The organism is Arthrobacter sp. ZBG10, from assembly GCF_001238605.1.
In the GTDB taxonomy this organism is placed as follows: domain Bacteria; phylum Actinomycetota; class Actinomycetes; order Actinomycetales; family Micrococcaceae; genus Arthrobacter.
The window spans coordinates 1-24314 of sequence record NZ_LFQH01000041.1 but is presented as its reverse complement, the minus strand read 5'-3'; the positions used below and the strand labels follow the sequence as shown (position 1 = coordinate 24314).

General features: G+C 66.7%; 21 protein-coding genes and 2 tRNA genes. 8 read left to right on the top strand and 15 right to left on the bottom strand.

Going from position 1 to position 24314, the window contains the following annotated elements; translation table 11 throughout:
• Nucleotides 1-110: 110 nt before the first annotated feature.
• On the bottom strand, nt 111-1490 hold the full coding sequence (locus tag ACU18_RS10570; protein WP_050685510.1) for an amino acid permease: 1380 nt from the start codon (nt 1488-1490) through the stop codon (nt 111-113).
• A gap of 333 nt (nt 1491-1823) precedes the next feature.
• Between ACU18_RS10570 and ACU18_RS10565 the strand changes: the two genes are divergently transcribed.
• Genes ACU18_RS10565 through ACU18_RS10545 form a run of 5 tightly spaced genes read left to right on the top strand, consistent with a single transcriptional unit; the run spans nt 1824 to nt 7553 of the window.
• Nucleotides 1824-2534, top strand: a complete 711-nt coding sequence (locus ACU18_RS10565) for an NUDIX hydrolase (RefSeq protein WP_197273561.1) — start codon at nt 1824-1826, stop codon at nt 2532-2534.
• A complete protein-coding gene (gene nadA, locus ACU18_RS10560) occupies nt 2531-3835 on the top strand; it encodes a quinolinate synthase NadA (protein WP_050685508.1) in 1305 nt (434 codons plus the stop codon). The genes ACU18_RS10565 and nadA overlap by 4 nt, the downstream gene beginning before the upstream one ends.
• Entirely contained in the window at nt 3835-5517 is a 1683-nt protein-coding gene (nadB, locus tag ACU18_RS10555) for an L-aspartate oxidase (RefSeq protein WP_050685507.1), read from the top strand. Before nadA ends, nadB begins: the two co-directional genes overlap by 1 nt.
• Complete coding sequence (gene nadC, locus ACU18_RS10550; protein ID WP_050685506.1) at nt 5510-6388, top strand: carboxylating nicotinate-nucleotide diphosphorylase; 879 nt, start codon at nt 5510-5512, stop codon at nt 6386-6388. Before nadB ends, nadC begins: the two co-directional genes overlap by 8 nt.
• 7 nt (nt 6389-6395) lie before the next feature.
• Entirely contained in the window at nt 6396-7553 is a 1158-nt protein-coding gene (locus ACU18_RS10545; RefSeq protein ID WP_050685505.1) for a cysteine desulfurase family protein, read from the top strand.
• A gap of 32 nt (nt 7554-7585) precedes the next feature.
• Here the strand turns inward: ACU18_RS10545 and ACU18_RS10540 are convergent, their stop codons facing one another.
• The 3 genes from ACU18_RS10540 to ACU18_RS10530 all read right to left on the bottom strand — a co-directional run bounded on the left by ACU18_RS10540 (nt 7586) and on the right by ACU18_RS10530 (nt 9696).
• The gene (locus ACU18_RS10540) at nt 7586-8077 is read right to left on the bottom strand and encodes a GtrA family protein (RefSeq protein WP_050685504.1); all 492 of its coding nucleotides are present in this window, start codon (nt 8075-8077) and stop codon (nt 7586-7588) included.
• An 88-nt stretch (nt 8078-8165) separates the two neighbouring features.
• A complete protein-coding gene (locus ACU18_RS10535; protein WP_050685503.1) occupies nt 8166-9029 on the bottom strand; it encodes a fumarylacetoacetate hydrolase family protein in 864 nt (287 codons plus the stop codon).
• A gap of 4 nt (nt 9030-9033) precedes the next feature.
• Nucleotides 9034-9696 (bottom strand): DUF1684 domain-containing protein, encoded by a 663-nt coding sequence (locus tag ACU18_RS10530; protein WP_050685502.1) that lies wholly within the window; start codon nt 9694-9696, stop codon nt 9034-9036.
• Between the two features lie 143 nt (nt 9697-9839).
• Between ACU18_RS10530 and ACU18_RS10525 the strand changes: the two genes are divergently transcribed.
• On the top strand, nt 9840-10643 hold the full coding sequence (locus ACU18_RS10525) for a hypothetical protein (RefSeq protein WP_050685501.1): 804 nt from the start codon (nt 9840-9842) through the stop codon (nt 10641-10643).
• 58 nt (nt 10644-10701) lie between these two features.
• Complete coding sequence (locus tag ACU18_RS10520) at nt 10702-11508, top strand: transglutaminase-like domain-containing protein (protein ID WP_050685500.1); 807 nt, start codon at nt 10702-10704, stop codon at nt 11506-11508.
• On the opposite strand, the gene ACU18_RS10515 is transcribed toward ACU18_RS10520, so the two are convergent.
• The 8 genes from ACU18_RS10515 to bcp all read right to left on the bottom strand — a co-directional run bounded on the left by ACU18_RS10515 (nt 11505) and on the right by bcp (nt 21644).
• Nucleotides 11505-11975, bottom strand: coding sequence for a MarR family winged helix-turn-helix transcriptional regulator (locus ACU18_RS10515; protein ID WP_050685499.1), 471 nt, complete (start codon nt 11973-11975; stop codon nt 11505-11507). The genes ACU18_RS10520 and ACU18_RS10515 overlap by 4 nt on opposite strands.
• Nucleotides 11975-13081, bottom strand: a complete 1107-nt coding sequence (locus ACU18_RS10510) for an LLM class flavin-dependent oxidoreductase (RefSeq protein ID WP_050685498.1) — start codon at nt 13079-13081, stop codon at nt 11975-11977. The genes ACU18_RS10515 and ACU18_RS10510 overlap by 1 nt, the downstream gene beginning before the upstream one ends.
• Nucleotides 13082-13269: 188 nt before the next feature.
• Nucleotides 13270-16503: an efflux RND transporter permease subunit gene (locus ACU18_RS10505; protein WP_050685497.1), complete on the bottom strand. Its 3234-nt coding sequence runs from the start codon at nt 16501-16503 to the stop codon at nt 13270-13272.
• A gap of 63 nt (nt 16504-16566) precedes the next feature.
• The gene (locus ACU18_RS10500; protein ID WP_050685496.1) at nt 16567-18069 is read right to left on the bottom strand and encodes a malate:quinone oxidoreductase; all 1503 of its coding nucleotides are present in this window, start codon (nt 18067-18069) and stop codon (nt 16567-16569) included.
• Nucleotides 18070-18148: 79 nt separating this feature from the next.
• Nucleotides 18149-19819 (bottom strand): ABC transporter substrate-binding protein, encoded by a 1671-nt coding sequence (locus tag ACU18_RS10495; RefSeq protein ID WP_197273560.1) that lies wholly within the window; start codon nt 19817-19819, stop codon nt 18149-18151.
• 176 nt (nt 19820-19995) lie between these two features.
• Nucleotides 19996-20682 (bottom strand): fasciclin domain-containing protein, encoded by a 687-nt coding sequence (locus ACU18_RS10490; RefSeq protein ID WP_050685495.1) that lies wholly within the window; start codon nt 20680-20682, stop codon nt 19996-19998.
• A 294-nt stretch (nt 20683-20976) separates the two neighbouring features.
• Nucleotides 20977-21058 (bottom strand) — tRNA-Leu (locus ACU18_RS10485).
• Nucleotides 21059-21170: 112 nt separating this feature from the next.
• Nucleotides 21171-21644 (bottom strand): thioredoxin-dependent thiol peroxidase, encoded by a 474-nt coding sequence (gene bcp / locus ACU18_RS10480; protein ID WP_050685494.1) that lies wholly within the window; start codon nt 21642-21644, stop codon nt 21171-21173.
• Between the two features lie 96 nt (nt 21645-21740).
• Between bcp and ACU18_RS10475 the strand changes: the two genes are divergently transcribed.
• A complete protein-coding gene (locus ACU18_RS10475; protein WP_050685493.1) occupies nt 21741-22193 on the top strand; it encodes a MarR family winged helix-turn-helix transcriptional regulator in 453 nt (150 codons plus the stop codon).
• A gap of 170 nt (nt 22194-22363) precedes the next feature.
• Here ACU18_RS10475 and ACU18_RS10470 read toward each other — a convergent pair.
• From ACU18_RS10470 to ACU18_RS19925, 3 genes are all read right to left on the bottom strand, one after another.
• A tRNA-Lys gene (locus ACU18_RS10470) sits at nt 22364-22439 on the bottom strand.
• Nucleotides 22440-22555: 116 nt separating this feature from the next.
• A complete protein-coding gene (locus ACU18_RS10465) occupies nt 22556-23629 on the bottom strand; it encodes a PQQ-dependent sugar dehydrogenase (RefSeq protein ID WP_442853708.1) in 1074 nt (357 codons plus the stop codon).
• Nucleotides 23630-23651: 22 nt separating this feature from the next.
• Nucleotides 23652-24314 (bottom strand): sunset domain-containing protein (locus tag ACU18_RS19925; protein ID WP_442853707.1); only part of this gene is annotated, 663 nt, incomplete at its 5' end.

The following is a 24314-nucleotide window of genomic DNA, read 5'->3' as shown; positions in this document are numbered from 1 at the left end:
TCAACCGCCAGGGCTGCGAGGGACTTCAACCGGGCAAGCTCGCACCCGCCCCGCCCAACTAGCTCGCAGTTGTTGTCGTTTTGAACCCCCAAAACGACAACAACTGCTAGTCAGTTGGGTTGGCGGGCGCCCCCGGTGAGCCGGGCGGCCAGCCAGCAGGCCGCAGCGATCCCCGCGATCAGCGTCAGCGTGCCGAAGAGCTGCACCCGGCTGCTCTCGGCGCTGAACCCCACAGCAAAGATCACGGCCAGCAGGACCAGGCCAAGGATGGTCAGGCCCGGGAAGCCCTTCATCCGCAGGGGCAGGGGAGTGCCGGCCCGGTCCGCACGGCGCCGCAGGACCAGCTGCGAAACCAGCGCGCTGCCCCAGACCACCAGGCAGGTGGAGCCCACCAGTTGGAACAGGGCCGGCAGGATCCGCTCCGGAAACAGCAGCTCCAGGACAGTCGCGATGAAACCAAACGCCACCGACACGCCCACGGCCGCCATGGGCACCCCGGCGCCGCGCAGCCGGGCCAGGAACCGGGGTGCTTCCCCACGGCCGGCGAGGGAGTACACCATCCGGGACGCGCCGTACAGGTTGGCATTCAATGCCGAGAGGAGCGCGACGACGGCCACCAGGGTGATGGCGGTGGCCGCCCCCGGGATCCGGGCGGCGTCCAGGACCCCCGCAAACGGGGAGGCCAGGGCCTCGGAGGTGGCGGGCAGGACTGCAGCGATCACCAGCACGGAACCGATGTAGAACACCAGGATCCGCCACACCACGGTGCGGATGGCCTTGCCGACGCTGTGCTCCGGGTCTTCGGTTTCGGCGGCGGCAACGGACACAATCTCGGTCCCGCCGAAAGCAAAAATCACCACAAACAGTGCCGCGGCCACACCTCCCAGGCCCTCAGGGGCAAAGTCGGTGGTGAGGTTGGCCAGGCCCGGCGAGGCCACCTCCGGGAGAAGACCCAGGAGCAGGGCTGCGCCCACGCCGAGGAACAGGATGATGGCGGCCACCTTGAGGACGGCGAACCAGAACTCGAACTCGCCGAAGTTCCGGACGCCGGCGAGGTTGATGCCCGTGAACACCACCATAAACAGGAGTGCGAGCGCCCAGACAGGAACCACCGGCCACACGGAAAACAGCAGCCCGGCGGCGCCGAGTGCTTCAGCGGCAATAACCACCACCAGCTGCAGCCACCACAACCAGCCGATGGTGGCGCCGGCAGTCTTTCCCATGGCACGCTCGGCGTAGACCGAGAATGCGCCGCTGTTGGGGTTGGCGGCAGCCATTTCGCCCAGCGCCCACATGACCAGGATGATCAGGGTGCCGGCCACCAGGTACGAGATGAGCACTGCCGGCCCGGCCGCCTGCACGCCGGCACCTGAGCCAAGGAACAGGCCCGCGCCGATGGCACTGCCCAGTCCCATCATGGTGAGCTGGCGGGGCTTCATGCTATGGCCCAGCTGGGGCTGTGGATGTGCCGGGGCGTGCTTCTCCGTCATGGGCTGCCTTCTTGGGTTCGGGGGGATCCTCGTGGGACCACTTGAATTTACCGCCTGAGCCCGTGCAGGCCGTACCGGGCGGACTGGCCGGCGCGAAACGATGGGTACAGAGGTCCGGCGAAACGGCCGGGCACCCGAAGCCTCCCGCCTCCCCGGTCCTTGTGCCGGACGCCGATTTCCCGGGCCGGACCCTGAACCCGGTGGTGGCTGCTGCATGACCGGCCGGGACTGCTGCCGGCAACATTTCGGTTTCGGGCCGTGGAGTCGTAGAATTAGTTCTAGTCAAAGTGACTTTAACTGATGAGGTGGCTCCGGAAGGAGGCGGTGGCAGCGATGTATTCGAACTCGGCAAACGTTTCCGAACGCCAGGCGGCACCGCCGGCACTGGCCATTTCCACGGTGATCTTCGCGCTCCGACCCAGCGAGAGTTCCGGCCGGCCCACGCTGTGGCTGCCGTTGGTGCGCCGGATCCGGGAACCCTACAAGGACCAGTGGGCCCTTCCCGGCGGCCCGCTGAGCCAGGTCGATTCCCTGCAGGACGCGGCCGCGCGGAACCTCCGGGAAACCACCGGGTTGGCCCCCAGCTACCTCGAGCAGCTGTACGCCTTCGGTGGCCTTCACCGCTCGCCCACCCAGCGCGTTGTCTCGATCGTCTACTGGGCACTGGTGCAGCCCACCGAAGCTGCGCTCGCCGACGAATCCGAGAACGTCCGGTGGTTCCGGGCGGACCGGTTGGGCACGCTGGCCTTCGACCACAACGCCATCGTGGAGTACGCGCTCTGGCGGCTGCGGAACAAGCTCGCCTACGGCTCAGTGGCCTACCACCTGCTCGGGGAGTACTTCACCCTGGCCCAGGTCCGGGAAGTCTACGAGGCTGTCCTGGACCGCCAGCTGGATCCCGGCAACTTCCGCAGGCAACTCAAGGCGACCCCGGAAATCGAAGAAACCGGGGAATTCCTCCAGGGCGGGAAACACCGCCCGCCACGCCTTTACCGCTTCACCGGCCGGCCCGGCCTTGACCCAGACAACAGGAGCACACCATGACCAGCGTCAACACGGCAATCCAGCTGATTACGCGCGAACAAGCTGAAAAGGGCGGCGCCGCAGAGCGCAGCACCTGCAGCCCGGCCCTCGCCAAAGGTCCCTGGGACTACGACCTTGCCGAAGCCCTCGCCGGCATTCCCGCCTACGGACCCGGCGCCTCCAGCGCCGACGCCGCACCCGCCGCCACGCCCCGCCAGGGCCAGCTGCCGGAGGAGTACAAAAAGGCCACCGATGCCGAACTGGCGACCCGCATCCTCGCTGCGAAAGCCACGCTGGGCAACCGGGCCGTGGTTCTGGGCCACTTCTACCAGCGGGACGAGGTCATCCAGTACGCGGACTTTGTGGGCGATTCCTTCCAGCTGGCCAACGCTGCCCTGACCAGGCCCGATGCCGAAGCGATCATTTTCTGCGGGGTGCACTTTATGGCCGAAACAGCGGACATCCTCTCCACCCCCGAACAGGCAGTCATCCTGCCCAACCTCGCCGCCGGCTGCTCCATGGCGGACATGGCCGACGCCGGGTCGGTGGAGGAATGCTGGGAACAACTCACGGAAATCTTCGGCACCGAGCCCGACGCCGACGGCCGGGTCCCGGTCATCCCCGTCACCTACATGAACTCCTCCGCAGCGCTGAAGGCCTTCTGTGGCGAACACGGCGGCATCGTCTGCACGTCCTCAAACGCGAAGACCGTCCTCGAATGGGCTTTTGCGCGTGGACAGCGGGTGCTCTTCTTCCCGGACCAGCACCTGGGCAGGAACACCGCCAAGGCCCTGGGCGTGCCGCTGGAGCAAATGCCCATGTGGAATCCGAACAAGGACCTGGGCGGCAACAGCAGCGAGGCGTTGCAGGATTCCCGGGTCATCCTGTGGCACGGTTTCTGCTCCGTCCACAAGCGCTTCAACGTGGGCCAGATTGAAAAGGCCCGGCAGGACTTCCCCGGGGTGCAGGTGATTGTCCACCCCGAATGCCCCATGGAAGTGGTGGATGCCGCAGATTCCGCCGGATCCACGGATTTCATCAAAAAGGCCATCGCCGCAGCGACGGAACCCACCACGTTCGCGATCGGCACCGAAATCAACATGGTGAACCGGCTGGCCGCCGAATACCCGCAGCACACCATTTTCTGCCTGGACCCGGTGATCTGCCCCTGCTCCACGATGTACCGGATCCACCCCGGCTACCTGGCCTGGGTCCTGGAGGAACTCGTGGCAGGGCGCGTGGTCAACCAGATCACCGTCGATGATGCCGTCCAGGCCAACGCCCGGACCGCGCTTGAGCGTATGCTCGCGGCCAGGCCATAATGCAGCGCCCGCCCGGCACCGATGCCCGGCCGCTGGCCGCCCGCCGGCTCGCCATCCTGGGCAGCGGCATCGCCGGTCTCTACGCGGCACTGCTGGCGGGCGATGCCGGCGCGGAGGTGGTGCTGCTGACCAAGGGCCGGCTGGATCAAAGCAACACCTGGTACGCCCAGGGCGGCATCTCGGCCGTCCTGGACCATCCCGCTCCCGGCGACACGGTGGCAGCGCACATCGCCGACACCCTGCAGGCGGGGGCCGGCCATTGCAACCGGGCCGCCGTGGAATTGATGTGCCGCGAAGCACGCCAGGACATTGCCGGGCTGGCACGCTACGGCGTCGAGTTTGATCCAGGGTCCGACGGCGGTCCGGCCCTTGGCCTTGAAGCTGCCCACAGCGCCCCGCGGATCCTGCACGCCGGCGGAGACGCCACGGGAGCCAGGGTGGCCGCCGCCCTGATCAGCGAAGTCCTCGCCCGGGAAGCCGGGGGCCAGCTGACCATCCTGGCCGGGGCCCACGCCACGGCGCTGCACCAGGCATGCGGCAGGGTGACAGGGGTGGACTACCTCCAGGCCGGACGTCCGGCCACCCTCGACGCCGACGCCGTGCTGCTGGCCACCGGGGGAGCAGGGCAGCTGTTCGCCCAGACCACCAACCCCGCCGTGGCCACCGCAGATGGCCTGGCGCTCGCCGTCCGCGCCGGGGCAGCTGTCAGTGACCTCGAGTTCTTCCAGTTCCACCCCACCTGCCTGGTCCAGCCGGGCAGCGCGGGCGGGCCCGGCTGCAGCGGCGATCCGCTGCTCATTTCAGAAGCCGTGCGTGGCGAAGGCGCGCTCCTGGTGGACGGCAGCGGCCGCCGCTTTATGCGCGCCTACCACCCTGACGCGGAGCTGGCACCCCGCGACGTGGTCTCGCGCAGCATCGCCCTGCACCTGGCCAAACTTGGCGACCCCAACGGCCACATCTACCTGGATGCCCGCGGTATCGAAGCGGCCAAGGGCGCAGGGTTCCTCCGCCGCCGGTTTCCCACGCTCACCCAAAAAACCCTCGACGCCGGCATTGACTGGACCCGGGACGTGGTCCCCGTGGCGCCCGCCGCGCACTACTGGATGGGCGGCGTGGTCACGGACCTCTCTGCCCGCACCAGCCTTCCCGGTCTCTACGCGGCCGGGGAAGTTGCCTGCACCGGCGTCCAGGGCGCAAACCGCCTGGCCAGCAACTCCCTGCTGGAAGGGCTGGTGTTTGGCCGCCGCGCCGTCGAATCCTTCCTCTCACCCGGCCCGGCCTGGGCGCCGGCGGGGACCATTCCTTCGGCGCAGGCCTTTGGCACACCCGCCAAAGCGTCGCCCGGCCCGCAGGCAGCTGCAGGCGAGCCGTTTTCCCGGGAAGCGCTGCGGCGGCTGATGACCGCCAAAGCCGGCGTGTTGCGGAACGGACAGCTGCTGGCTGAGGCAGGCACGCTCCTGGCCGCCTGGGCCGCTGCGGTGCAACCCCTGAAAGTCCCCGCGGACGCTGATCCCCGCAGCCACGAGGACGCCAACCTGCTGCTGGCGGCGCAACTCCTGGTGGCCGGCGCCATCTCGCGGCGCGCCTCGGTGGGCGCGCACTACCGCAGCGACAGCACCGACGTCGACCATTCCCCCACCGCCGTCAGCCGGCGCCCGAAAGCGAGCCTTGTCCATGACTGATTCAACAGCCACCCTCCCGCAGGCCCCCGTCCGCGACATCCTGGAGCGCGCCTTCGCCGAGGATGCCCCCGCCGGCGACATCACCTCCCAGCTGCTCATTCCCGCCGGCGCCCGCGCCACGGCCGTCCTGAACGCCCGGGTGCCCGGGGTGTTCAGCGGCGCCACGGTGTTCCGCGACGCCATGCTGCTGGTTGATCCGGATACCCAGGTGCAGCTCCTGGTGCAGGATGGGGAAACGTTCGACGCCGGAACGCACCTCGCGCGGGTCAGCGGACGGGCCCGCTCGGTGCTGCTGGCCGAACGGGTGGCCCTCAACCTGGTCCAGCGGATGTCCGCGATCGCCACCAAAACCGCGGAGTTCGTTCGCCTTGTGGAGGGGACTTCCGCCCGGATCACAGACACCCGCAAAACCACGCCCGGACTGCGGATCCTCGAACGCCATGCGGTGAGGTGCGGCGGCGGGGCCAACCATCGGTACAGCCTCTCCGATGCAGTGCTCGCCAAGGACAACCACCTGGCCGTGATGACCGGGGGAGACCCCGCCCGGCTCACCGGCCTGCTGTTGGCGGCCAGAGCGCAGCTGGGGCACACCACCCACTTCGAGGTGGAGGTGGACAGCATGGACCAGATCGATCCCGTACTTGCGGCCGGGGTGGACACCATCATGCTGGATAACTTCACGGTGGAGGATCTGCACGCAGGCGTGACGCTGGTGGCCGGCCGGGCCCGTGTTGAAGCCAGCGGCAACGTGAACCTGGCCACCGTAGCGGACATCGCCGCCACCGGTGTGGACGTCATCTCCATCGGCGCCCTGACCCACACGGTGGCGGCCCTGGACCTTGGCCTGGACATTGAACTGACCGCGGGGTGAACGGGCTTTGATTTTCCTCGACGCCGCAGCCACCACACCGGTCCGGCGGGAAGTGCTGGAGGCCATGTGGCCCTACCTGACCGGCGAGTTCGGCAACCCGTCCAGCCACCACTCGCTCGGCGAATCAGCAGCTGCCGCTTTGGCCGGCGCCAGGGCTTCGGTGGCCAGCGCACTGGGCTGCCGTCCAGGGGAGCTGACGTTCACCTCCGGCGGGACCGAGGCGGACAACCTGGCCATCAAGGGGATCGCCCTGGCCAGGCAGGCCGCGGACCCACGGCTTAAACGGATCCTGATCAGCGCCATCGAACACCCGGCCGTCGAAGAGTCCGCCCGGTACCTTGAGCGGTTCCATGGATTCACCGTTGACGTGGCGCCCGTGGACGGAACCGGGCTGGTGACCCCGGAAGCCTTTGCGGGCTGCCTCCATCCCGGGACCGCTGTGGCCAGCGTGATGTACGCCAACAACGAGGTGGGTACTGTCCAGCCGGTGGCGGCACTGGCTGCGCTGGCGCACGGGCTGGACATCCCCTTCCACACCGACGCCGTCCAGGCCGCGGGGTGGCTGCCGCTGGACACCAAGGCCCTGGGCGTTGATGCCATGAGCATTTCCGGCCACAAGCTTGGCGCCCCCAAAGGCTGCGGCGTACTTTTTGTGCGGAGCCGGACCCGGCTGGAACCCCTTCTCCACGGCGGCGGCCAGGAACGGGGCCGCCGGTCCGGGACCGAGAACGTGGCGTCCGCCGTGGGCCTGGCCACCGCCCTGACAATGGCGAAGGCAGGACAGCCGGAGCGGTCCGGCCACGTGGCGGACCTGCGGGACGGGTTCATTGCCGCTGTACTCGCGGGGGTGCCTGGCGCAGTCCGCACCGGACATTCCTCGGAGCGGCTGCCATCGGTGGCGTCGTTCTGCTTCCCCGGGACCAGCGGCGAATCGGTCCTGCTGGACCTGGAACGCCAGGGGGTGGTGTGTTCCAGCGGTTCCGCGTGCGCTGCTGGTTCCGACGCGCCGTCGCCGGTGCTCACCGCCATGGGTTTCCCGGCCGCGGTGGCACAGACCGCGGTGCGGTTCAGCTTCGACGCCACCGTCAGCGCTGGCGACCTGGCGACCGCAGCGGAGGCCGTGGCCCGGGCTGTGGCCGGGGTCAGGAGCCTCGGTTCGGCCTGACCGCGGATTTTCCGGCTGGGGCCGGCACGCCGCTAGCGGTGCCGCGCCCGCCGGAAAATCCAGTGCCGCAGGAGCGTGAACCGGACGGCGGTGGCCAGGAACCCTGAGAGTGTGGTGGTGAGGAGCTCATCGCCCACCGTGGCAGCCGGATTCAGCCAGTGCAGGACGCCGAGGCTCCCACCCGTGATGACCAGCGCCACAACAATGACCACCAGCCCGTTCAGGTGGTCCCGGATCCTGCGCTTGCCGCCTTCAATCTTGAAGGTCAGGCGCCTGTTCAGGGCGGTGTTCAGCAGCGACGTCAGCACCAGGGCCACCGCATTGGCCAGCTGCGGACCCAGCCAGGGTCGCAGCAGCGCGTACAGGGCCAGCGACGCCGCGGTGCACAGGACGCCAACGCCGGAGAAGCGGATCAGCTGGCGGACCACCGGGAAGCGGAGGAGGCCCCGGTAGTGCCGGGTTGCTGGAAAGCTCCGGGTAGGCTGCTGCGTCGTTGTTTCCGCAGGCGCAGTGGTCGAATCCATCCGTTAAGCCTGACATATGTTCCGGCAGCCCCCGAACCATGCCTGACCGGACCATGCCTGGCCGGACCTGCCTGGCCGGACCGGCGGGTTACTGCGGCACGGGGCCGGGCCACGCCGATGCTGTCACCGGGTTGACCAGCTCGCCGATGCCCTCCACCCGGCACGCGACGGTGTCGCCGGGGGACAGGGGACGGCACTCGGCCGGAAACCCGGTGAGGACCAGGTCGCCGGGGTGGAGCGTCATGAACCCGGTCAGGTACACCAGGATTTCGTCCACTTTCCAGCCGAGGTCCGCCGTGCTGGCGGTTTCCAGCGCCTTCCCGTTGAGGACTACGCCCACGGCCAGGTCGGCCTCGTCAAGGCCGGTGGTGATCCATGGCCCGGCGGGCGTGAAGGTGTCCTGGCTTTTGGCACTGATCCACAGCGCGTCGGATTTCTGCAGGTCCCGGCAGGTGACGTCGTTGGCGATGGTAAACCCCAGGACTGCAGCACGGGCGGTAGCCAGCGTCAGGCCGCGGGATGTGGTGCCGATGACCACTGCCAGCTCGGCTTCCGGTTCCACCTGGCGCATCCCGGGTGCCAGTTCGATCGCAACACCTGGCCCCACCACGCTCGTGGCTGCTTTGTGGAAGGCCTGGGGCGGCTGCGCCCGTCCGGCCGGTCCCGTGTTGTGGGCCATGCCCAGCACGTTGGCCGGCGCGCTGGGGGCCAGGAAACAAAATGCGTCCCGCGCCACGGTTGCCCCCAGCTGCCAGCTGTCGCGCCACGGGCTTGATGCGTTGGCCGCCGAGCCTGGAAAGGGCGTCCCGATGACCGTCCAGGTCCCGTCCCGGTCTGTCCAGTCCCCATCGGTCCCGGTTCCGGTGGCCGCGCTGGCCACAAAAAATTGTTCCGCGGCCGTTGCCGGGTCAGTGGGGCGTACGCGGGCAAGGCGGCGCGGGTTGGTGGTCATGGGCTCAGTACAGCTCGCCCACAGGGATGTCCACGGCCAGCCGGTTGGAGGGGCCGGCCAGCGGGCACGCCCAAGCCTCGTTGTAGGCGCACGACGGGTTGTACGCAAAGTTGAAGTCGAGTACGAACTCGGCGTCCGGTCCGGAGCCGCTGACGCCGTGGAAGGCGCCCTTGATGGTGTCCAGCAGGTACCGGCCGGCCCCGTAGCTGCCGCCGGGCTGGCCGGCGGTGGCGTCCCGGAACGGGACGAAAATTCCGCCGCCGTAACCCTGCAGCTTCCAGACGGCCAGCTGGCCCATTTCCGGCAGGTCGAACGTGCCCAGCCGGACAAAATGGACCGTCCCGTCGGTACCCGTCTCAACAGTCATCTCCCGGCCGGCGCCTTCTTTGGTGAGCGGCACATGGAACCGGTAGATGGGGTCGTAGTCAGCGGTCCGCAGGCCCGAAAAGTTTGATTTGTCGGCTTTGGTCAGTGCCGAGGCCGGATGGGTGGCAAACATCAGGTCGCGCTGGTGGCGCCAGTACGAGTGGGCTTCGGCCGGGTTGTCCGCAGAAATCCGGCGGACATTGTCGTACAGGGAATACGTCCGCAGCCGCCAGTCGGCAATGTCCAGGGCGGAGATGTCCGCCAGTGATTCCTCGGGTGCGCTGTGCTGGTCTTCCGCCATACCAAACAGCCTAGTGCCAGGGACGGCTGAAGACGTCCGACGGCGACACGCCCGGCAGGTGTCCGCTGTCCGGGCCTGCGGCACCGGCAAGCCGTGGCTCGCCTACACGCCGTCGGGTCACCCCGCGGACTAGGCTGGGGCGCATGAAGCGCGCGCCGGCTGCAAGGACAATGCTCGCGACGGCAGTTGCCGCCGCCGTGCTGGCTGGGTGTTCCGCCCCGTCGGCCCCGGCACCGGCCTGGACTGCCCAGCCGGAAGACACTGCCGTAACGCAGGGCACTGCATCGCCGGATGGCACCCCGTCACCGGAAGGAACGGAGGCGGCATCAGCACGCCCCTCAGCCACGGGCACGGCCCGGCCGGTGGCCACCGCTGCGGTATGGAAGACATTTGCCGACGCCGGCCGGAAAGTCAGCTTCGACCTGCCGCAGGATTGGATCGCCCAGTCCGTGCCGCCGGCAGCGGGGACGCTGCCGGGCGCCCTGAAAATCGAGGTGAAGAAGCCCGACGGCACCTTTATGGCGGCCCTGCAGACCGGACTGCCGGCGTCGGCCGTTGACTGCCCTGAAGGATCCCGGAAACCGTACACCGTGATCAGCAGCGTGCCGGTGGACCTGCCGGCCCTGTCCGGTGAGGCCACCATCCCGCCACGCGTGGTGTTCCGGGTGATCCAGGGCTACCGGTATTTCGGTTCCTACGGCATCACCAACGTGGTGGGTGGAGCGGGCAACCTGGCCTGTGAACTGCGGAACACGGTGCGGGGGCCCGCGGCGATAGGCGACTACTCGTTCGGCGATGTGCCGGCGCTGAAGGCCTATGCAACGGATGAGTTGGTGGCCCCGGCCAAGGCCTTCGATACGTTGGCGCAGGCCGCCGCCTACGCCAATGAGGGGACTGAATTCGCCAACGTCCAGCGGATGCTAATGTCTCTGAAGGTTTCACCCTAGTCCCGCAGCCCGTGTGCCGGGACCCCGTTCACCTCCTGCCAACACCCCCGGAAGCGACATGGAACGTACTGTTACAGCACACCTGGTTTTCAAAACCGCCGCCAACACCAAAGTAGCCATGGCCGTCGCTGCGGCCCGCAACGATGGGTACTCATCCTTCGCCGAATCGCTGTCCGTGAGCAGCGGCGGCGGGGAGGTGCCACTGACCGAGGTGGCGGACCACCACGGCGGGCGGCTCCACTACATGGAGTTCACCGACCCGGCAGAGGTCACCGTGCACTATTCGGCCACGGTGTCCGGCCGGGCGCAGCCGGAAGAGGCAACCCTCGCGGACCGCATCCGTTACGTCAGGCCCAGCCGCTACGCGGAGTCGGACCGGCTCCTGCCCACCGCCTACGCGGAGTTTGGCCAGTTGCGGGACGGCGCCCTGCTGACGGCCGTCCGCAACTGGGTGCACGGGGAACTGCGCTACCTCAGCGGCTCCTCGCGCGGAACGGACGGCGCGGTGGAGACCCTCCTCAGCCGCCGCGGCGTATGCCGGGACTTCGCGCACCTGGCCATAGCGCTGCTGCGGTCCAAGGACATCCCGGCCCGGCTTGCCGCTGTCTACGCGCCCGGCCTGTACCCCATGGACTTCCATGCCGTTGCCGAGGCCTTTGTGGCCGGGGCCTGGCACGTGATTGATCCCACCGGACTGGCCCCGCGGGAGTCAATGCTCCGGATCACTGCCGGCCGGGACTCCGCAGACACCGCCTTCCTGTCCACCATCGGCGGCAGCCTGACGCTGAGCAGGATGCAGGTCACGGCCGTGGTCAACGGCGTCCTGCCGGTGGAGGACCCGGACCGCCTGCAGGTCCTGGGCTAGTGCGGTGGCAGCTGGCCCAGTGAGCTGCGGAGCTTGTCCGTCAGCCGTGCCAGTTCTTTCTGCTCCGCGGGGGTCAGCGCCGGAGTCACCAGCGCGGAGATGTCCCGGACGTGTTCGCGGCCGATCTCCTTCTGCAGTTCCCTGCCGGCATCAGTCAACCTCAGCAGGACGCCGCGGCCGTCCTCCGGGGCGGGCATCCGATCCACCAGCCCCCGCTTTTGAAGCCGCTCCACCAGCCGGCTGAGGCTTGACTGGCTCAAGAGGACATTGTCGTTGAGTTCGTTGAGCCGCAGCCAGCCGGAGGGGCAGCGGGACAGCGTGAACAGCACATCGTACTCGTTCAGCGCGAGCTGGCGGAAAGCCGGTCCCTGCTGCAGTTTCCGCATCACCGCCACCTGGGCCCTGAACAACGACTCCCAGGTTTCCGCAGCGAGACGGACCGGCGATTCCGGCTTTCCGCTGGACATTATGCGTCCGCGGTGGTTTTGGCCGCGTCCTTGGCAAGCTGCGCAGCCACGCGGTTGGCGTGGGTGGGCGGCTCGGGGACGTGGGCGGGCTTCTTGTCGGCGTATTCCTTGCGCAGGACGGGAAGGACTTCCTCACCGAACAGGTCCAGCTGCTCCAGGACCGTCTTCAGGGGCAGGCCGGCGTGGTCGATCAGGAACAGCTGGCGCTGGTAGTCGCCGAAGTACTCACGGAAGGTAAGCGTCTTCTCGATGACCTCCTGCGGGCTGCCCACGGTCAGCGGAGTCTGCGAGGTGAAGTCCTCCAGCGACGGGCCGTGGCCGTAGACCGGGGCGTTGTCGAAGTAGGGGCGGAACTCCTTGACAGCGTCCTGGGAGTTCTTCCGCATAAAGAACTGGCCACCCAGGCCCACGATCGCCTGGTCCGCAGTGCCATGGCCGTAGTGCTCGTAGCGTTCCCGGTACAGGCTGATCAGCTGCTGGTAGTGCTCTTTTGGCCAGAAGATGTTGTTGGCGAAGAACCCGTCACCGTAGTACGCGGCCACCTCGGCGATCTGCGGCGTGCGGATGGAGCCGTGCCATACAAACGGTGCCACTCCGTCCAGGGGCCGGGGCGTGGAAGTGAAGTTCTGCAGCGGGGTGCGGAACTTCCCGGACCAGTTCACGGTGTCTTCGTCCCACAGCTTGCGCAGCAGGCTGTAGTTCTCAATGGCCAGCTCCACCCCGTCCTGGATGTTCTTGCCGAACCAGGGGTACACGGGAGCGGTGTTGCCGCGGCCCAGGACCAGGTCCACGCGGCCATCCGCGAGGTGCTGGAGCATCGCGAAGTCCTCGGCGATCTTGACGGGATCATTCGTGGTGATCAGCGTGGTGGCTGTGGAGAGCGTAATCCGCTCCGTCTGGGCGGCGATGAAGGCCAGCGTGGTGGTGGGGGAGGAGGAGAAGAACGGCCGGTTGTGGTGCTCGCCGATGGCGTAGACATCCATGCCGATTTCCTCGACTTTTTTGGCGATGGCCACCGAGGCCTTGATGCGTTCGTTTTCAGTGGGGATCCGGCCCGTGACGGGGTCCGGGGTGATGTCGCTGACGCTGAATACACCGATTTGCATGATGTGCCTTTCCGATCCTGGTCTTGCTGGCTTGGTCCCAGTGTAGTCCAAGATAGATGCATTTGCATCTATCACCCTCTGTAACGCGATGCCGTCCGGAATATTCCCTGTCCCGCCGCGTGGCAGCCAGGGGTTAACCAAGCAGGCCCGCACCGGATCTCCGGTGTGGGCCTGCTTGGTTCCCGCCGCTATTCGGGGCTGCCGGGGGCCGCCCGGCGGCCGCTGACCTTGGGCACCATACCGGTGGTCCAGTCATTGAATTCATTGTCCACACGGGCGCCCGCCCGGTAGTCCGGCCGCTGGCGGAGGTCCTTCAGCAACTGTTTCCTTTCCCGTCGGCCTTCCACCAGCCGGTACAGCACCGGGACAAGGACGAGGGTCAGCGCGGTGGAGGAGATGAGCCCGCCAATCACCACCACGGCAAGGGGCTGCGAGATGAAGCCGCCGCCGCCGGTGAGCCCCACGGCCATGGGCGTGAGCGCAAAGACGGTAGCCAGGGCCGTCATCAGGATGGGCCGCAGCCGCTGCCGGGCACCGTGCGTGATGGCATCGGCCACGCTCATTCCGGGCCGGCCGTCGCGTGGCTGGCGGTATTGGTTGATCAGGTCGATCAGGACAATCGCATTGGTCACCACAATGCCCACCAGCATCAGCATGCCGATCAGCGACGGCAACCCCAGCGGGACCCCCGTCAGGAGCAGCAGCGCCACGGCGCCGGTGGCGGCAAACGGAACGGAGACCAGCAGGATCAGCGGCTGGATCAGCGACTTGAACGTGGCCACCATGATCACGTACACAATGGCGATCGCGGCGAGCAGTGCCAGCCCCAGCTGCTGGAATGATTCGGCCTGCTGGGTGGTGGCCCCGCCGATTTCGGCAGTCACCCCGGCGGGAAGCTGCACATCGGCCAGGCGGGCCTGGACTTCGGTATTCACGGCACCAAGGTTGGATCCCGACGGCGTCACGGACACCCGCGCGGTCCGCTGCCCGTTGCTGGCGGTGATGGAAACCGGCACGTCCACCTGCTCCACGGCTGCCACGCTGCCCAGGGTCACCGTTCCGGGGCCCGCCGGCAGGGGAATGTTCCGGACGGCATCGATGCTGGTGAACTTGGTGCCCTGGCCGATCCGGACCGGGAAATCGTTGGTGTCGATCCGCACCTCGCCGGCGGGGACGGGGCTGATGGTAGCGGCGAGGACGCCGGCCACCTGTTCCTCGTTCAGTCCGGCTGCAACGGTTTTGGTGCGGTCAACCTTCACCTGCACCACCGGCTGGCTGGCCGCAAGGTTGGTTGCCACTTCGCTGGTTCCCGGCACACCCGTCATTGCCGCCACCATCGCGTCGCTGGCGGCCTGCAGGTCCGCCGTGGTGGCGGCCTTGAGGGTGATGTCCACGGTGGAGGACGTGCCAAACCCGCCCTGCTGGGTGCCCACGGAGACCTTGCCGGAATCGGGGACCTGTGTGAGTTCGGAGCGGACCGTCTCCTGCAGCAGCTCCTGGTCGGCTTTCTCGTCGGTGACCACCGTGAAGGTGGAATTGGACGACCCGCTGGAGGTCAGGGCGGCAAAACCGGCGGTGGCGTTGCCGGAAGTGACCTGGACATCCTTGATGCCGTCGATGCCCCGGAGGACCGTCTCCAGCCGGATGGCCGCCGCGCTGGTTTCCGCCAGGCTGGTGCCGGCGGGGAGCACCTGCCGGACAGTGAGGCTGTTCTGGCCGGAGTTGCCCAGCAGGTTGGTGGCCAGCAGTGGCGTCATGGCGCCGGTGGCGCCCAGGACCAGGACGGCCGCCACCAGCGTGATGACGGGGTGTTTCTGGGTTTTGTTCAGGATGGGAAGGTAGCCGCGTTGGAGCCTGCTGCGCTGTTCGCTCTCCAGCGCCTTGCCGCGTGCCTCGGCTGCCTGTGTACGGGCCGTTGGTGAGCCGGCCACGGCACCCACGGCAGCGGCGCCTGGATTCTTCAGGAACCAGTAAGCCAGGACGGGGACAATGGTCAGGGACACCAGCAGGGAAGCCAGCAGCGCCATGGTGACCGTCAGGGCGAAGGGCCGGAACAGCTCGCCGGCGAGCTCACCCACAAAGGCGATGGGCAGGAACACCGCCACTGTGGTCAGGGTTGAGGCGGTGATGGCCCCGGCCACTTCCCGGATGGCGGTCAGGATCGCCGTGACCTTTTCCTCGCCGTAGCTCAGGTGACGTTTGATGTTCTCGATCACCACGATGGAGTCATCCACCACCCGGCCGATGGCAATGGTGAGGGCGCCAAGGGTCAGGATGTTCAGGGAGTAGCCGGTGGCCGACAGGCCAATGAAGGTGATGAGTAGCGAGAGCGGGATGGACACCGCAGTCACCAGGGTGGAGCGTGCCGACATCAGGAACACCAGGATGACAGCCACCGCGAACCCCAGGCCCAGCAGGCCTTCGGTGGTGAGGTCTTTGATGGACTTTTCGATGAAGGGCGCCTGGTCAAACACAGGCGTGAACTTGGCATTGGAGCCCAGTTCGGCCTCAAGGTCCGCCAGGGTGTCGCGGACAGCGTGGGAGATGCCCACAGTGTCGCCCTCGGGTTTTTTGGTGACGGAGACGGCAAGGGTTTCGGCACCGTTGGTCCGGGTGATGGAGGTGCGCTCGTCATCCTTCAAGGACACGTCCGCCACCGTACCGATGGTGGCAGCACCCTTGGCGCCGGAGAGCGGCAGCGCCTTGATGGCGTCCAGGGAATCCACCGGGCTGCCGATCTGCAGGGACAGGGTCTTGCCCTGCTCCTGGACGGTCCCCACGGGTACCAGGGCCCCGTTGTTCGCCAGGGCGTCCCGGATGGCGGTGATTCCCGCGCCCGCAGCGGCCAGGTCATCCTGCCGGGGCAGGATTTCGATGTGTTGGGTGGCGCCGCCGGTCACGTCGGCGCCACGGACGCCGTCGATCTTCTGCAGCCGGGGTACGCTCAGCCGCAGCAGGTCGGCGTTGAGCTCGCTCAGGGACTTGTCCGAGGAGACGGCCAGGAACACGATGGGGAAGTCGCTGATGCTGCCCGCAATGGCCTGGGGCTGGACATCGTCCGGCAGGGACCGCTTGGCGTTGGAGATGGCCCTGTCGATCTGGTTCCGGGCCCGGTCCAGGTTCGACCCGTACGTAAACACCAGGCTTATCTGGGACACACCATTGCGGGAGGTGGAGGATGTTGATTCCAGGCCCTCCACCCCGTTCAGGGCGGTTTCCAGCGGGCCGCTTACCTGCTTGTCCACCACCTCCGGCGAGGCCCCGGGCATGGCCGTCAGCACCGTGATCTGCGGGAACTCAATTGATGGAATGAGTTCCTGCTTCAGCGACGTCATGGTCAGCACGCCGAAGACGGAGGCGAAAACGGTGATCAGTGCGATCAGGGCCCGGTTTGCAAGTGAAAGGTGCGCCAGCCGGAACATCGCATGGTCTCCTGTGGGTTGGGGAACGGGAACGGACCCTGCGGTACCTGCGCTGACCTGGGGTCAGCGGCCGGCGGAAACGCCTTCCAGCTGCAGCGAGGACGCCGTGGCCAGCTCGAGTTCGGCGGCGAGCTCCGGGTTCTCGTCAAGCTTGACGCCGTAGCCGGGCATCATTTCCTTGAGCTTGCCCTGCCAGCCCTTGAAGTTCTTGGGGAACGTCTTCTGCAGCAGTTCGATCATGATGGGAACAGCGGTGGAGGCTCCGGGCGAGGCACCCAGGAGGGCGCCGATGGAGCCGTCGCGGCCGGCGATCACTTCAGTACCGAACTGGAGGATGCCGCCCTTCTGTGGATCCTTCTTGATGATCTGTACACGCTGGCCGGCGGTGATCAGTTCCCAGTCGCCGTCCTTGGCTTCGGGGTAGTACTCGCGCAGGGCCTCGACCTTGTCGCCGTGGCGCTTGGCCACTTCCTTAACCAGGTAGGCGGTGAGGTCCATGTTGTCCTTGGCCACGGCCAGCATCGGAATGATGTTGCTGGGCCGGATGGACAGGGGCAGGTCCAGGTACGAGCCGTTTTTCAGGAAGTTGGTGGAGAAACCGGCGTACGGGCCGAACAGCAGGGAGCGCTTGCCGTTGACGTACCGGGTGTCCAGGTGCGGGACGGACATGGGCGGGGCGCCTACGGAGGCCTGCCCGTACACCTTGGCGCTGTGTTGGGCGGCGATGTCCTCATCGGTACAGCGGAAGAACTGGCCGGAGACGGGGAACCCGCCGTAGCCCTTGCTCTCGGGGATCCCGGAGGCCTGCAGGAGGTGGAGTGCGCCGCCGCCGGCGCCCACAAACACAAACTTGGCGTGGATCTTGCTGTGTTCCCCGGATTTGGGGTATTTCAGCGAAAGGTCCCAGCCGCCGTCGGACGCCTTGGAAATCCCGGTGACGGAATGGCCGTAGTTGATTTCGACGCCGTTGTTCCCCAGGTACGTGGTCAGCTCACGGGTGAGTGCACCGAAGTCGACGTCGGTCCCCTCGGCCGCACGGGTTGCGGCAACGCGCTGCTTCGGGTCGCGGCCCTTGACGATCAGCGGTGCCCATTTGGCGATCTGCGCGTGGTCCTCGGAGTACTCCATGCTGCGGAAGAGCGGGTGCGGCTTCAACGCCTCATAGCGGGTCTTCAGGAATTTGGTGTGGTCCTCGCCGATCACGAAGCTCATATGCGGCACGGTGTTGATGAAGCCCTTGGGGGAGCCGATCAGCTTCTGGTCCACCAGATGGGACCAGAACTGCCGCGACAGCTGGAACTGTTCGTTGATGACCAGCGCCTTCGACGGGCTCACCGAACCGTCCTTGGCCGCGGGCGAGTAATTCAGTTCGCAGAGGGCGGCGTGGCCGGTGCCTGCGTTGTTCCACGGATCCGAGCTTTCCAGCCCCGGCTCGTCCAGGCGTTCAAACAGCGAAACGGTCCAATTGGGTTCCAGCTGCTTGATGAATGCCCCGAGCGTGGCGCTCATGATGCCACCGCCGATCAGGACAACGTCGGCATGGTGGGTCTTGGAAATGAAAGTCACGATCAGTCTCCGATTGCAGCGGCTCTGGCTGTCACAGAATATCCCCGGTCTGCCTACATACTGAAATTGGGGCAGCGCGTCAAGGCTTCAGTTGGACCTTTGTAAAAACTTCGTTTAAGACAGGGGACGCCGGATAGCTGACCACACGGTCCGAGAGGGCCAGGGCGGAGATGGGGAAGGCGATGGGCACGGCCGGGACCGTCGCAGCGATCTGGTCATTGATGGTGTGATACTGCTCATCCCGTTCCTCCCCCTCGGGCATGCTGCGGGCCCTGTTGATCTTGGAGAAGACCTGCGGGTCCTGATAGCCGAACTCGCCGTTCTTCTCCCCGAACAGGGGTCCAACAAAGTTTTCCGCGTCCGAATAGGAGCCGTTCCAGCCGAGCAGGTGCAGGGCATGGTCGCCGGGGGACTGGACCTTCTGGAGGTAGCCCTCGGACCACTCCACGGGAACGGGCCGGATGTTCAAGCCGGCAGCGGTCAGCTGCCGGCTGATCTCGGCGTACACCTTTTCCGGCGTGGGGAGGTAGGGCCTGGTGACGTTCAAGGGGTAGTAGAACTTCAGTTCTTCCCCGGCGTAGCCTGCGTCCTTCAGGTACTGCTTGGCCTTGGCAAGGTCGTGCCCAAGTTCCGGTGCGTTGTTGTTGAAGCCGCTGATTTTGGGCGGCACGAACTGGGTGGCTTTGGCCGTGTTGTCGATGAAGAACCTGCGGATCAGGGTCTCCTTGTCGATGGCCAGCTCGATCGCCTGGCGGACTTTGAGGTTTGCCAGGATGCCGACTGCCTGGTTCATGCCCACGTACATCACAGAGAACGGATCGCGCTGGACGATCTGCTTGCCGCGCTTGACCAACTGGTCAAAGTTGCCCACGGTCACGGCGTCGTAGCCGTCGATTTTGCCGTCCAGCAATGCCTGGAGGCGGGTCTGCGGGTGGTCGTAGGCCATAAAATTGATGGTGCCGATCTGGCCGCGGTCCCCCCAGTAGGAGGAATTGGTGACCAGGGTAACGCTGCCCTCGTCCCAGCTGCTGAGGCTGAACGGGCCCGTACCCACAGGGTTGGTGCCGAAGGCAGACAGCGGCTGGCCGCTTTTCTGCCGGTCCAGGACGTTGGCGTTGCCGGCGGCCAGGGCAGCGGGGGACGCGATGGCGAACGCGGGCAGTGTCAGGGCCTGCAGGAACGCAGTGAACCGCTGGGTCAGGTCCAGCTGCACGGTGTCCGCTGCCAGGGCCGTGCAGCTTTTGAAGATGGACAGATCCGGTTCATCGGCGTGGGCCTTGAAAACACCCTTGAACGAGCTGCCGGGCGCCTGCCGCTGCAGGTCCGGGGAGAACGCGAACCATCTGTTGAAGTTGGTGCACACGGCTTCCGCGTCAAAGGGTGTGCCGTCATGGAACGTGACACCGCCGCGGAGTTTGAAGGTGTAGGTCCGGCCCTCGTTGGATTCGGTCCACTCGGTGGCGAGCAGGGGCGTTGGTTTGCCGGTGGTCTGGTCCACGCCCACCAGGCCTTCGAGGATCTGGCGGGTGATGCGCTGCGACTCAACATCGCTGGATAATGCGGGGTCGAGCCCCAGGGGCTGCGCGGCCGTGCCGAAGTTGAAGGTGGCGCCGGGTTCAGCGGCAGCGGCGGAGCTGGGGGAACCCGACGACGGCGACGGGGACGGGACGCCCGTGCATCCGGTCACACCCAGTGCCAGGAGGAGGGCGCCGCTTTTGATCACCGTCCGCCGGGAAGTACTGCTGGGCACTCGTTTATCACCTCTGGATTTGCCGGCTCCGCGATGTGCGGGCCGGACCCCAGTCTAGTAGAAGGTGCCGCCGCTGCCTCGGAGGTGGGGAACGGCGCCGGGCGCAGCAAAGCCGGGTCCACTCCAGCGAGTGGACCCGGCTTCAGTGATGCTGCAGTTCCGAAGGTGGCCGGGACTTACTTGGGCATCAGCACCGAGTCGATGAGGTAAACGGTGGCGTTTTTGGTCTTGACGCCGCCGCAGATCACGTTGGCGCCGTCGACCGTCAGGGCGTCGCCGCTGCCGGCAACCGTGACGGATCCGCCCTGGACCGTGGCGTGGGTGCCGGCGATCTTGTCCGGGGTGATCTGGCCGGGAACAACGTGGTAGGTCAGGATCTTGCTGAGCAGGGCATCATCGGTCTTGAGTGTTTCGATGGTGGCGGCGTCGATCTTGGCGAAGGCGTCATCCACCGGTGCGAAGACCGTAAATTCGCCACCGTTGAGGGTGTCCACCAGGTCCACCTTCGGGTTCAGCTTGCCGGAGACGGCAGCGGTGAGGGTGGTGAGGATGGGGTTGTTGGAGGCGGCAACAGCGACCGGATCAAGGGCCATGCCTTCAACGGAGCCGGCACCCGTGGGAACCTGTGCGGCGTAACCGGCGCAACCGGGGCCCACCAGGTTGGCTGCCGGATCCATCGTGTCGGCGCTGGCCGACGATGACGCCGACGGTGACGGTGCCATGCTGGTGGCCATCGAGGACGGCGACTCCGCCGGTGCAGAGGAGGCGGCCGGGGTGCTGGTTCCACCACATGCCGTCAGGCTGAGCAGAGCTGCAGCAGCAACGCCTGCGACGGTGAAAGTTGTGCGCTTAATGGTCTGCATTTTGGTTTCTCCTTGGTTTATTGCATTTTCCGGGAAAGGAAATGAAGTTTCCCTGCCGGGTTTATCTGGCTGGTGGGCACCTGCCCCTCGGCCGGTGTCTCAATGGGTATTCGGCAGCTGTGCCGAGAGGGATGGGTGGATTTCCAAATCTTTTTTTCAAACACGGAATACGCCGCCGCCATGGGCCGTCAGGGCCGTGATTCCGCGGCATCCCCATCCCGCCGGCGGCCAGGCGATGGAAGTTAAACCAAAAGGTCCTCCCGGCACATTGCCGGGAGGACCTTTTACATTGTGTGCGCAAGGGGGGACTTGAACCCCCACGCCCGAAGGCACAGGAACCTAAATCCTGCGTGTCTGCCAATTTCACCACTCGCGCTTGCCCTCCCACCGAATTCCATTAGCCGCAACAGGCGGTGCAATGCAGGACGGTGGAGGCTTTCGTTCCATTGTAGCGTCGCGGCAGTAGTGTGTCCGGCCGCCGCGACGTGTCAGGAATCGATCTTCAGGTCCTTGCGCAGCTTGGCGACGTGGCCCGTGGCACGGACGTTGTACTGGGCCACCAATACCTTCCCGTCCGGGTCCACCACCACGGTGGACCGGATCAGTCCTTCGTAGGTTTTTCCGTAGTTCTTTTTCTCGCCCCACGCGCCGTAGGCTTCGGCAACCGCGTGATCCGCGTCGGAGAGCAGCGGGAAGGTCAGCCCTTCCTTATCGACAAAAGCCGCCAGCTTGGCGACCGGGTCGGGGGAGATGCCCAGTACGTCATAGCCCGCGGACTGGAGGGAGGCCAGGCTGTCGCGGAAGTCGCAGGCTTCCTTGGTGCAGCCTGGTGTGGCTGCCGCCGGGTAGAAGTAGACGATGGTGTTCCGGCCGGGCCGGGGGGCCAGCGCCGTGTCCTTGCCGGTGGAATCCTTGAGGGTGAAGCCGGGCGCGTTGTCGCCGGCAGTCAGTCTTTCAGCCACTGTTTATCTCCTTGTCGCGTGCGGGACACACCAGCCTAGTAACGGGTGGGGGACAGTGCTAATCCCTGGTTGGTTATACTTGATTCCATGCCTGATATGGATCACTGGCCCACGGGGCGCCTCTTGTCCACTGCCGCGCGCCTCGTTGAACACTCATGGAACGAGAAACTCGCGGCCATCGGCCTGACGCACGCCGGTGTCATCGCCATTGAGGTTCTGGACGCGCAAGGCCCCATGACGCAGGCCCAGCTTGCACAATACGTCCGGGTCCAGGCCCAGACCATGGGCAAAACGCTGAGCCGGCTGGAGTCGCACGGGCATATCGTGCGGGTCCGCAGCACCTCGGACCGCCGCAGCCACGTGGTTTCGCTGACGGACCGTGGCAAGGAAGCCGTCTCCGCCGCAGTTGAGATGGAACGCTCCGTCCTGGCCTCAGCCTCCATTGACCCGGATGTACTCCGCCAGGAACTTCAGGCAGTGGTCCGCGAACTGGCCAGCCAGTTCGCTGTGGCGCCCAGTACCGCTGCGCTGGTGGACAACACGCCGTAACGTCCTGCTGGCCGGCCGTTGGAGCCGGAAGCGCGCGGCTGCAGCTCATGGGCTGTGGCCGCTTTTTTGTGCCCGGACCGTCGACTGGCCGGCAGCCTGCCGGGCAGCTGTAGGCACAAACAAAACAGCCCCCGGTTTGCGTTTCCGCAAGCCGGAGGCTGTTTTCCCAGTGGTGCACCCCCCGGGACTTGAACCCGGAACCCATTGATTAAGAGTCAATTGCTCTGCCAATTGAGCTAGAGGTGCATCTTCTTTGCCTTGATCTTTCCGGGCTTTTCTTTCCCGGTTGATCTCCGCAACGACATGAAACTCTACACGAACTTCCGGTGCATGTGAAATCGGCGTCCGGAGCAGCTCCCGGGTCAGCCCTGGAGCGCCAGAATCAGCACAAAATCAGGGTTTTGGCCGTTGGTCAGGAGCCATAAGCGTCCATCCGGCGCCCGCACAACATCCCTGATCCGGCCGTACTCCCGTGTGAAATGGGCCACAGGATCTCCCGCCGCGTTGCCTTCAAGCGGAACGGTCCACAACCGCTGCCCGCGCAGTGCCCCCAGGTAGGCCGTCGATCCGATGATTTCCAGGCCGCTGGGCGAGGACTCCGCAGTGCTGGGCCACACGGCCTTCGCGTCCTGGAACCCCTGCCGTTGCGGTGCCCCGGTGACCTCGGGCCAGCCGTAGTTTGCGCCCGGGAGGATCAGGTTCAGCTCATCATCCTTGTCCGGACCGAACTCGCTGGCCCAGAGTTGCCCCGAGCCGTCCCAGGCAAGGCCCTGGACGTTGCGGTGCCCCAGGCTGTACACGGCGTTGCCGAAAGGATTTCCCGGCGCCGGTTGTCCGTCGGCGGTCAGGCGCAGGATTTTCCCGCCCAGGGCATTGGGGTCCTGTGGTTGGTCCCGACGTTGGGAGTCGCCTGTGGCCACGTAGAGGAAGCCGTCAGGACCAAAGCGGATCCGGCCGCCGTTGTGCGTGCCGGCTTTGGGGATGCCGGTGAAAACTGCCTCCGGGGCACCCAGGGCCAGCCCGCCGTCGGCCGTTTCCTCCACCCGCGCCCGGACCACCCGGTTGTCTTCGGCAGCCGTGAGGTAGAGGTAGAGGTACCTGTCGGCGGCAAAACCGGGGGAGAGGGCAAGGCCCAGCAGGCCACCTTCCCCGCCGGCGGCAACGCCGGGAACCTGGCCCACCACGGTGACGGCGCCGTTGCGGACGGCCTTGAGCCTGGCACTGTCGCGCTCAGAGATGAGTGCCGTCCCGTCCGGCAGGAAAACTGCAGCCCACGGGGTCTGCAGTCCCACAGTGAGGCGTTCCGCGACAACAGGCGACCAGCCGGCTGTGGCCGGTGGGACGGTGCTGCTGCCCGTGGGCCGGTTGTCAGTGGTGTTGGTGCACCCCGCCAGGACAAGTGACAGGCTGCAGGCCAGCCAGGCCAGCCCGGCCAGGACGGCCGGCAGCCGTGGCGGCTTAGAGCCGGCGGCGCCGGGGTGCGCGGAAACCGGCAGCCTCCGCGTGGGCGGGGGATTCGAACCAGACACTGGCGGCAGCGTCCTCATATTCAGGGTGTCCCTCTTCGTAGTAGGTCATGGCAGCGCCATCCCCCTTGACGGTGAAACCGCCGGGGCCGGTGCCGTCGCCGGCGGCAGCTGCTGATCCTTCGCCGTACGGCCCGCCGGCGGCCTGCTGGTGGCTGGCTCCGTTTTCCACCAGTGCCGAGGATGCTGTCCTGTCGGCCGTCTCTGCGGCGGCCGCGTCGGGCCGGACTGTTCCTGCGGCGGCTGCCGGTGGGGCTGCATCCGGTGCCGCATCCTCGCCTGCGCCGGACTCTGCTCCGGGCAGCGTGGGCGAGTGCGGGTCCGTGTATTCGGAATGGTGGGTGGGTGTTGCTTCCGGCGCCACGCTTACCGGGACTTCGGGCGCGGGGCTGCCCGCTGCTTCCGAGCCGGCCGCAGGGCTGGCCTCCGACCACTGCGTTTCCCATTCGGCCTCGTCCTGGGCATTGGCGTGGGCGGCGGCTGCAGCGGGTTCAGGAACTACAACCGGTTCAGGCTCTGCAGCCGGTTCGGGAGTTGCAGCCGGTTCGGGCGCCAAGGCAGGCGCGGGCTCCGTGGCGGGCTCGGGAACCACTGC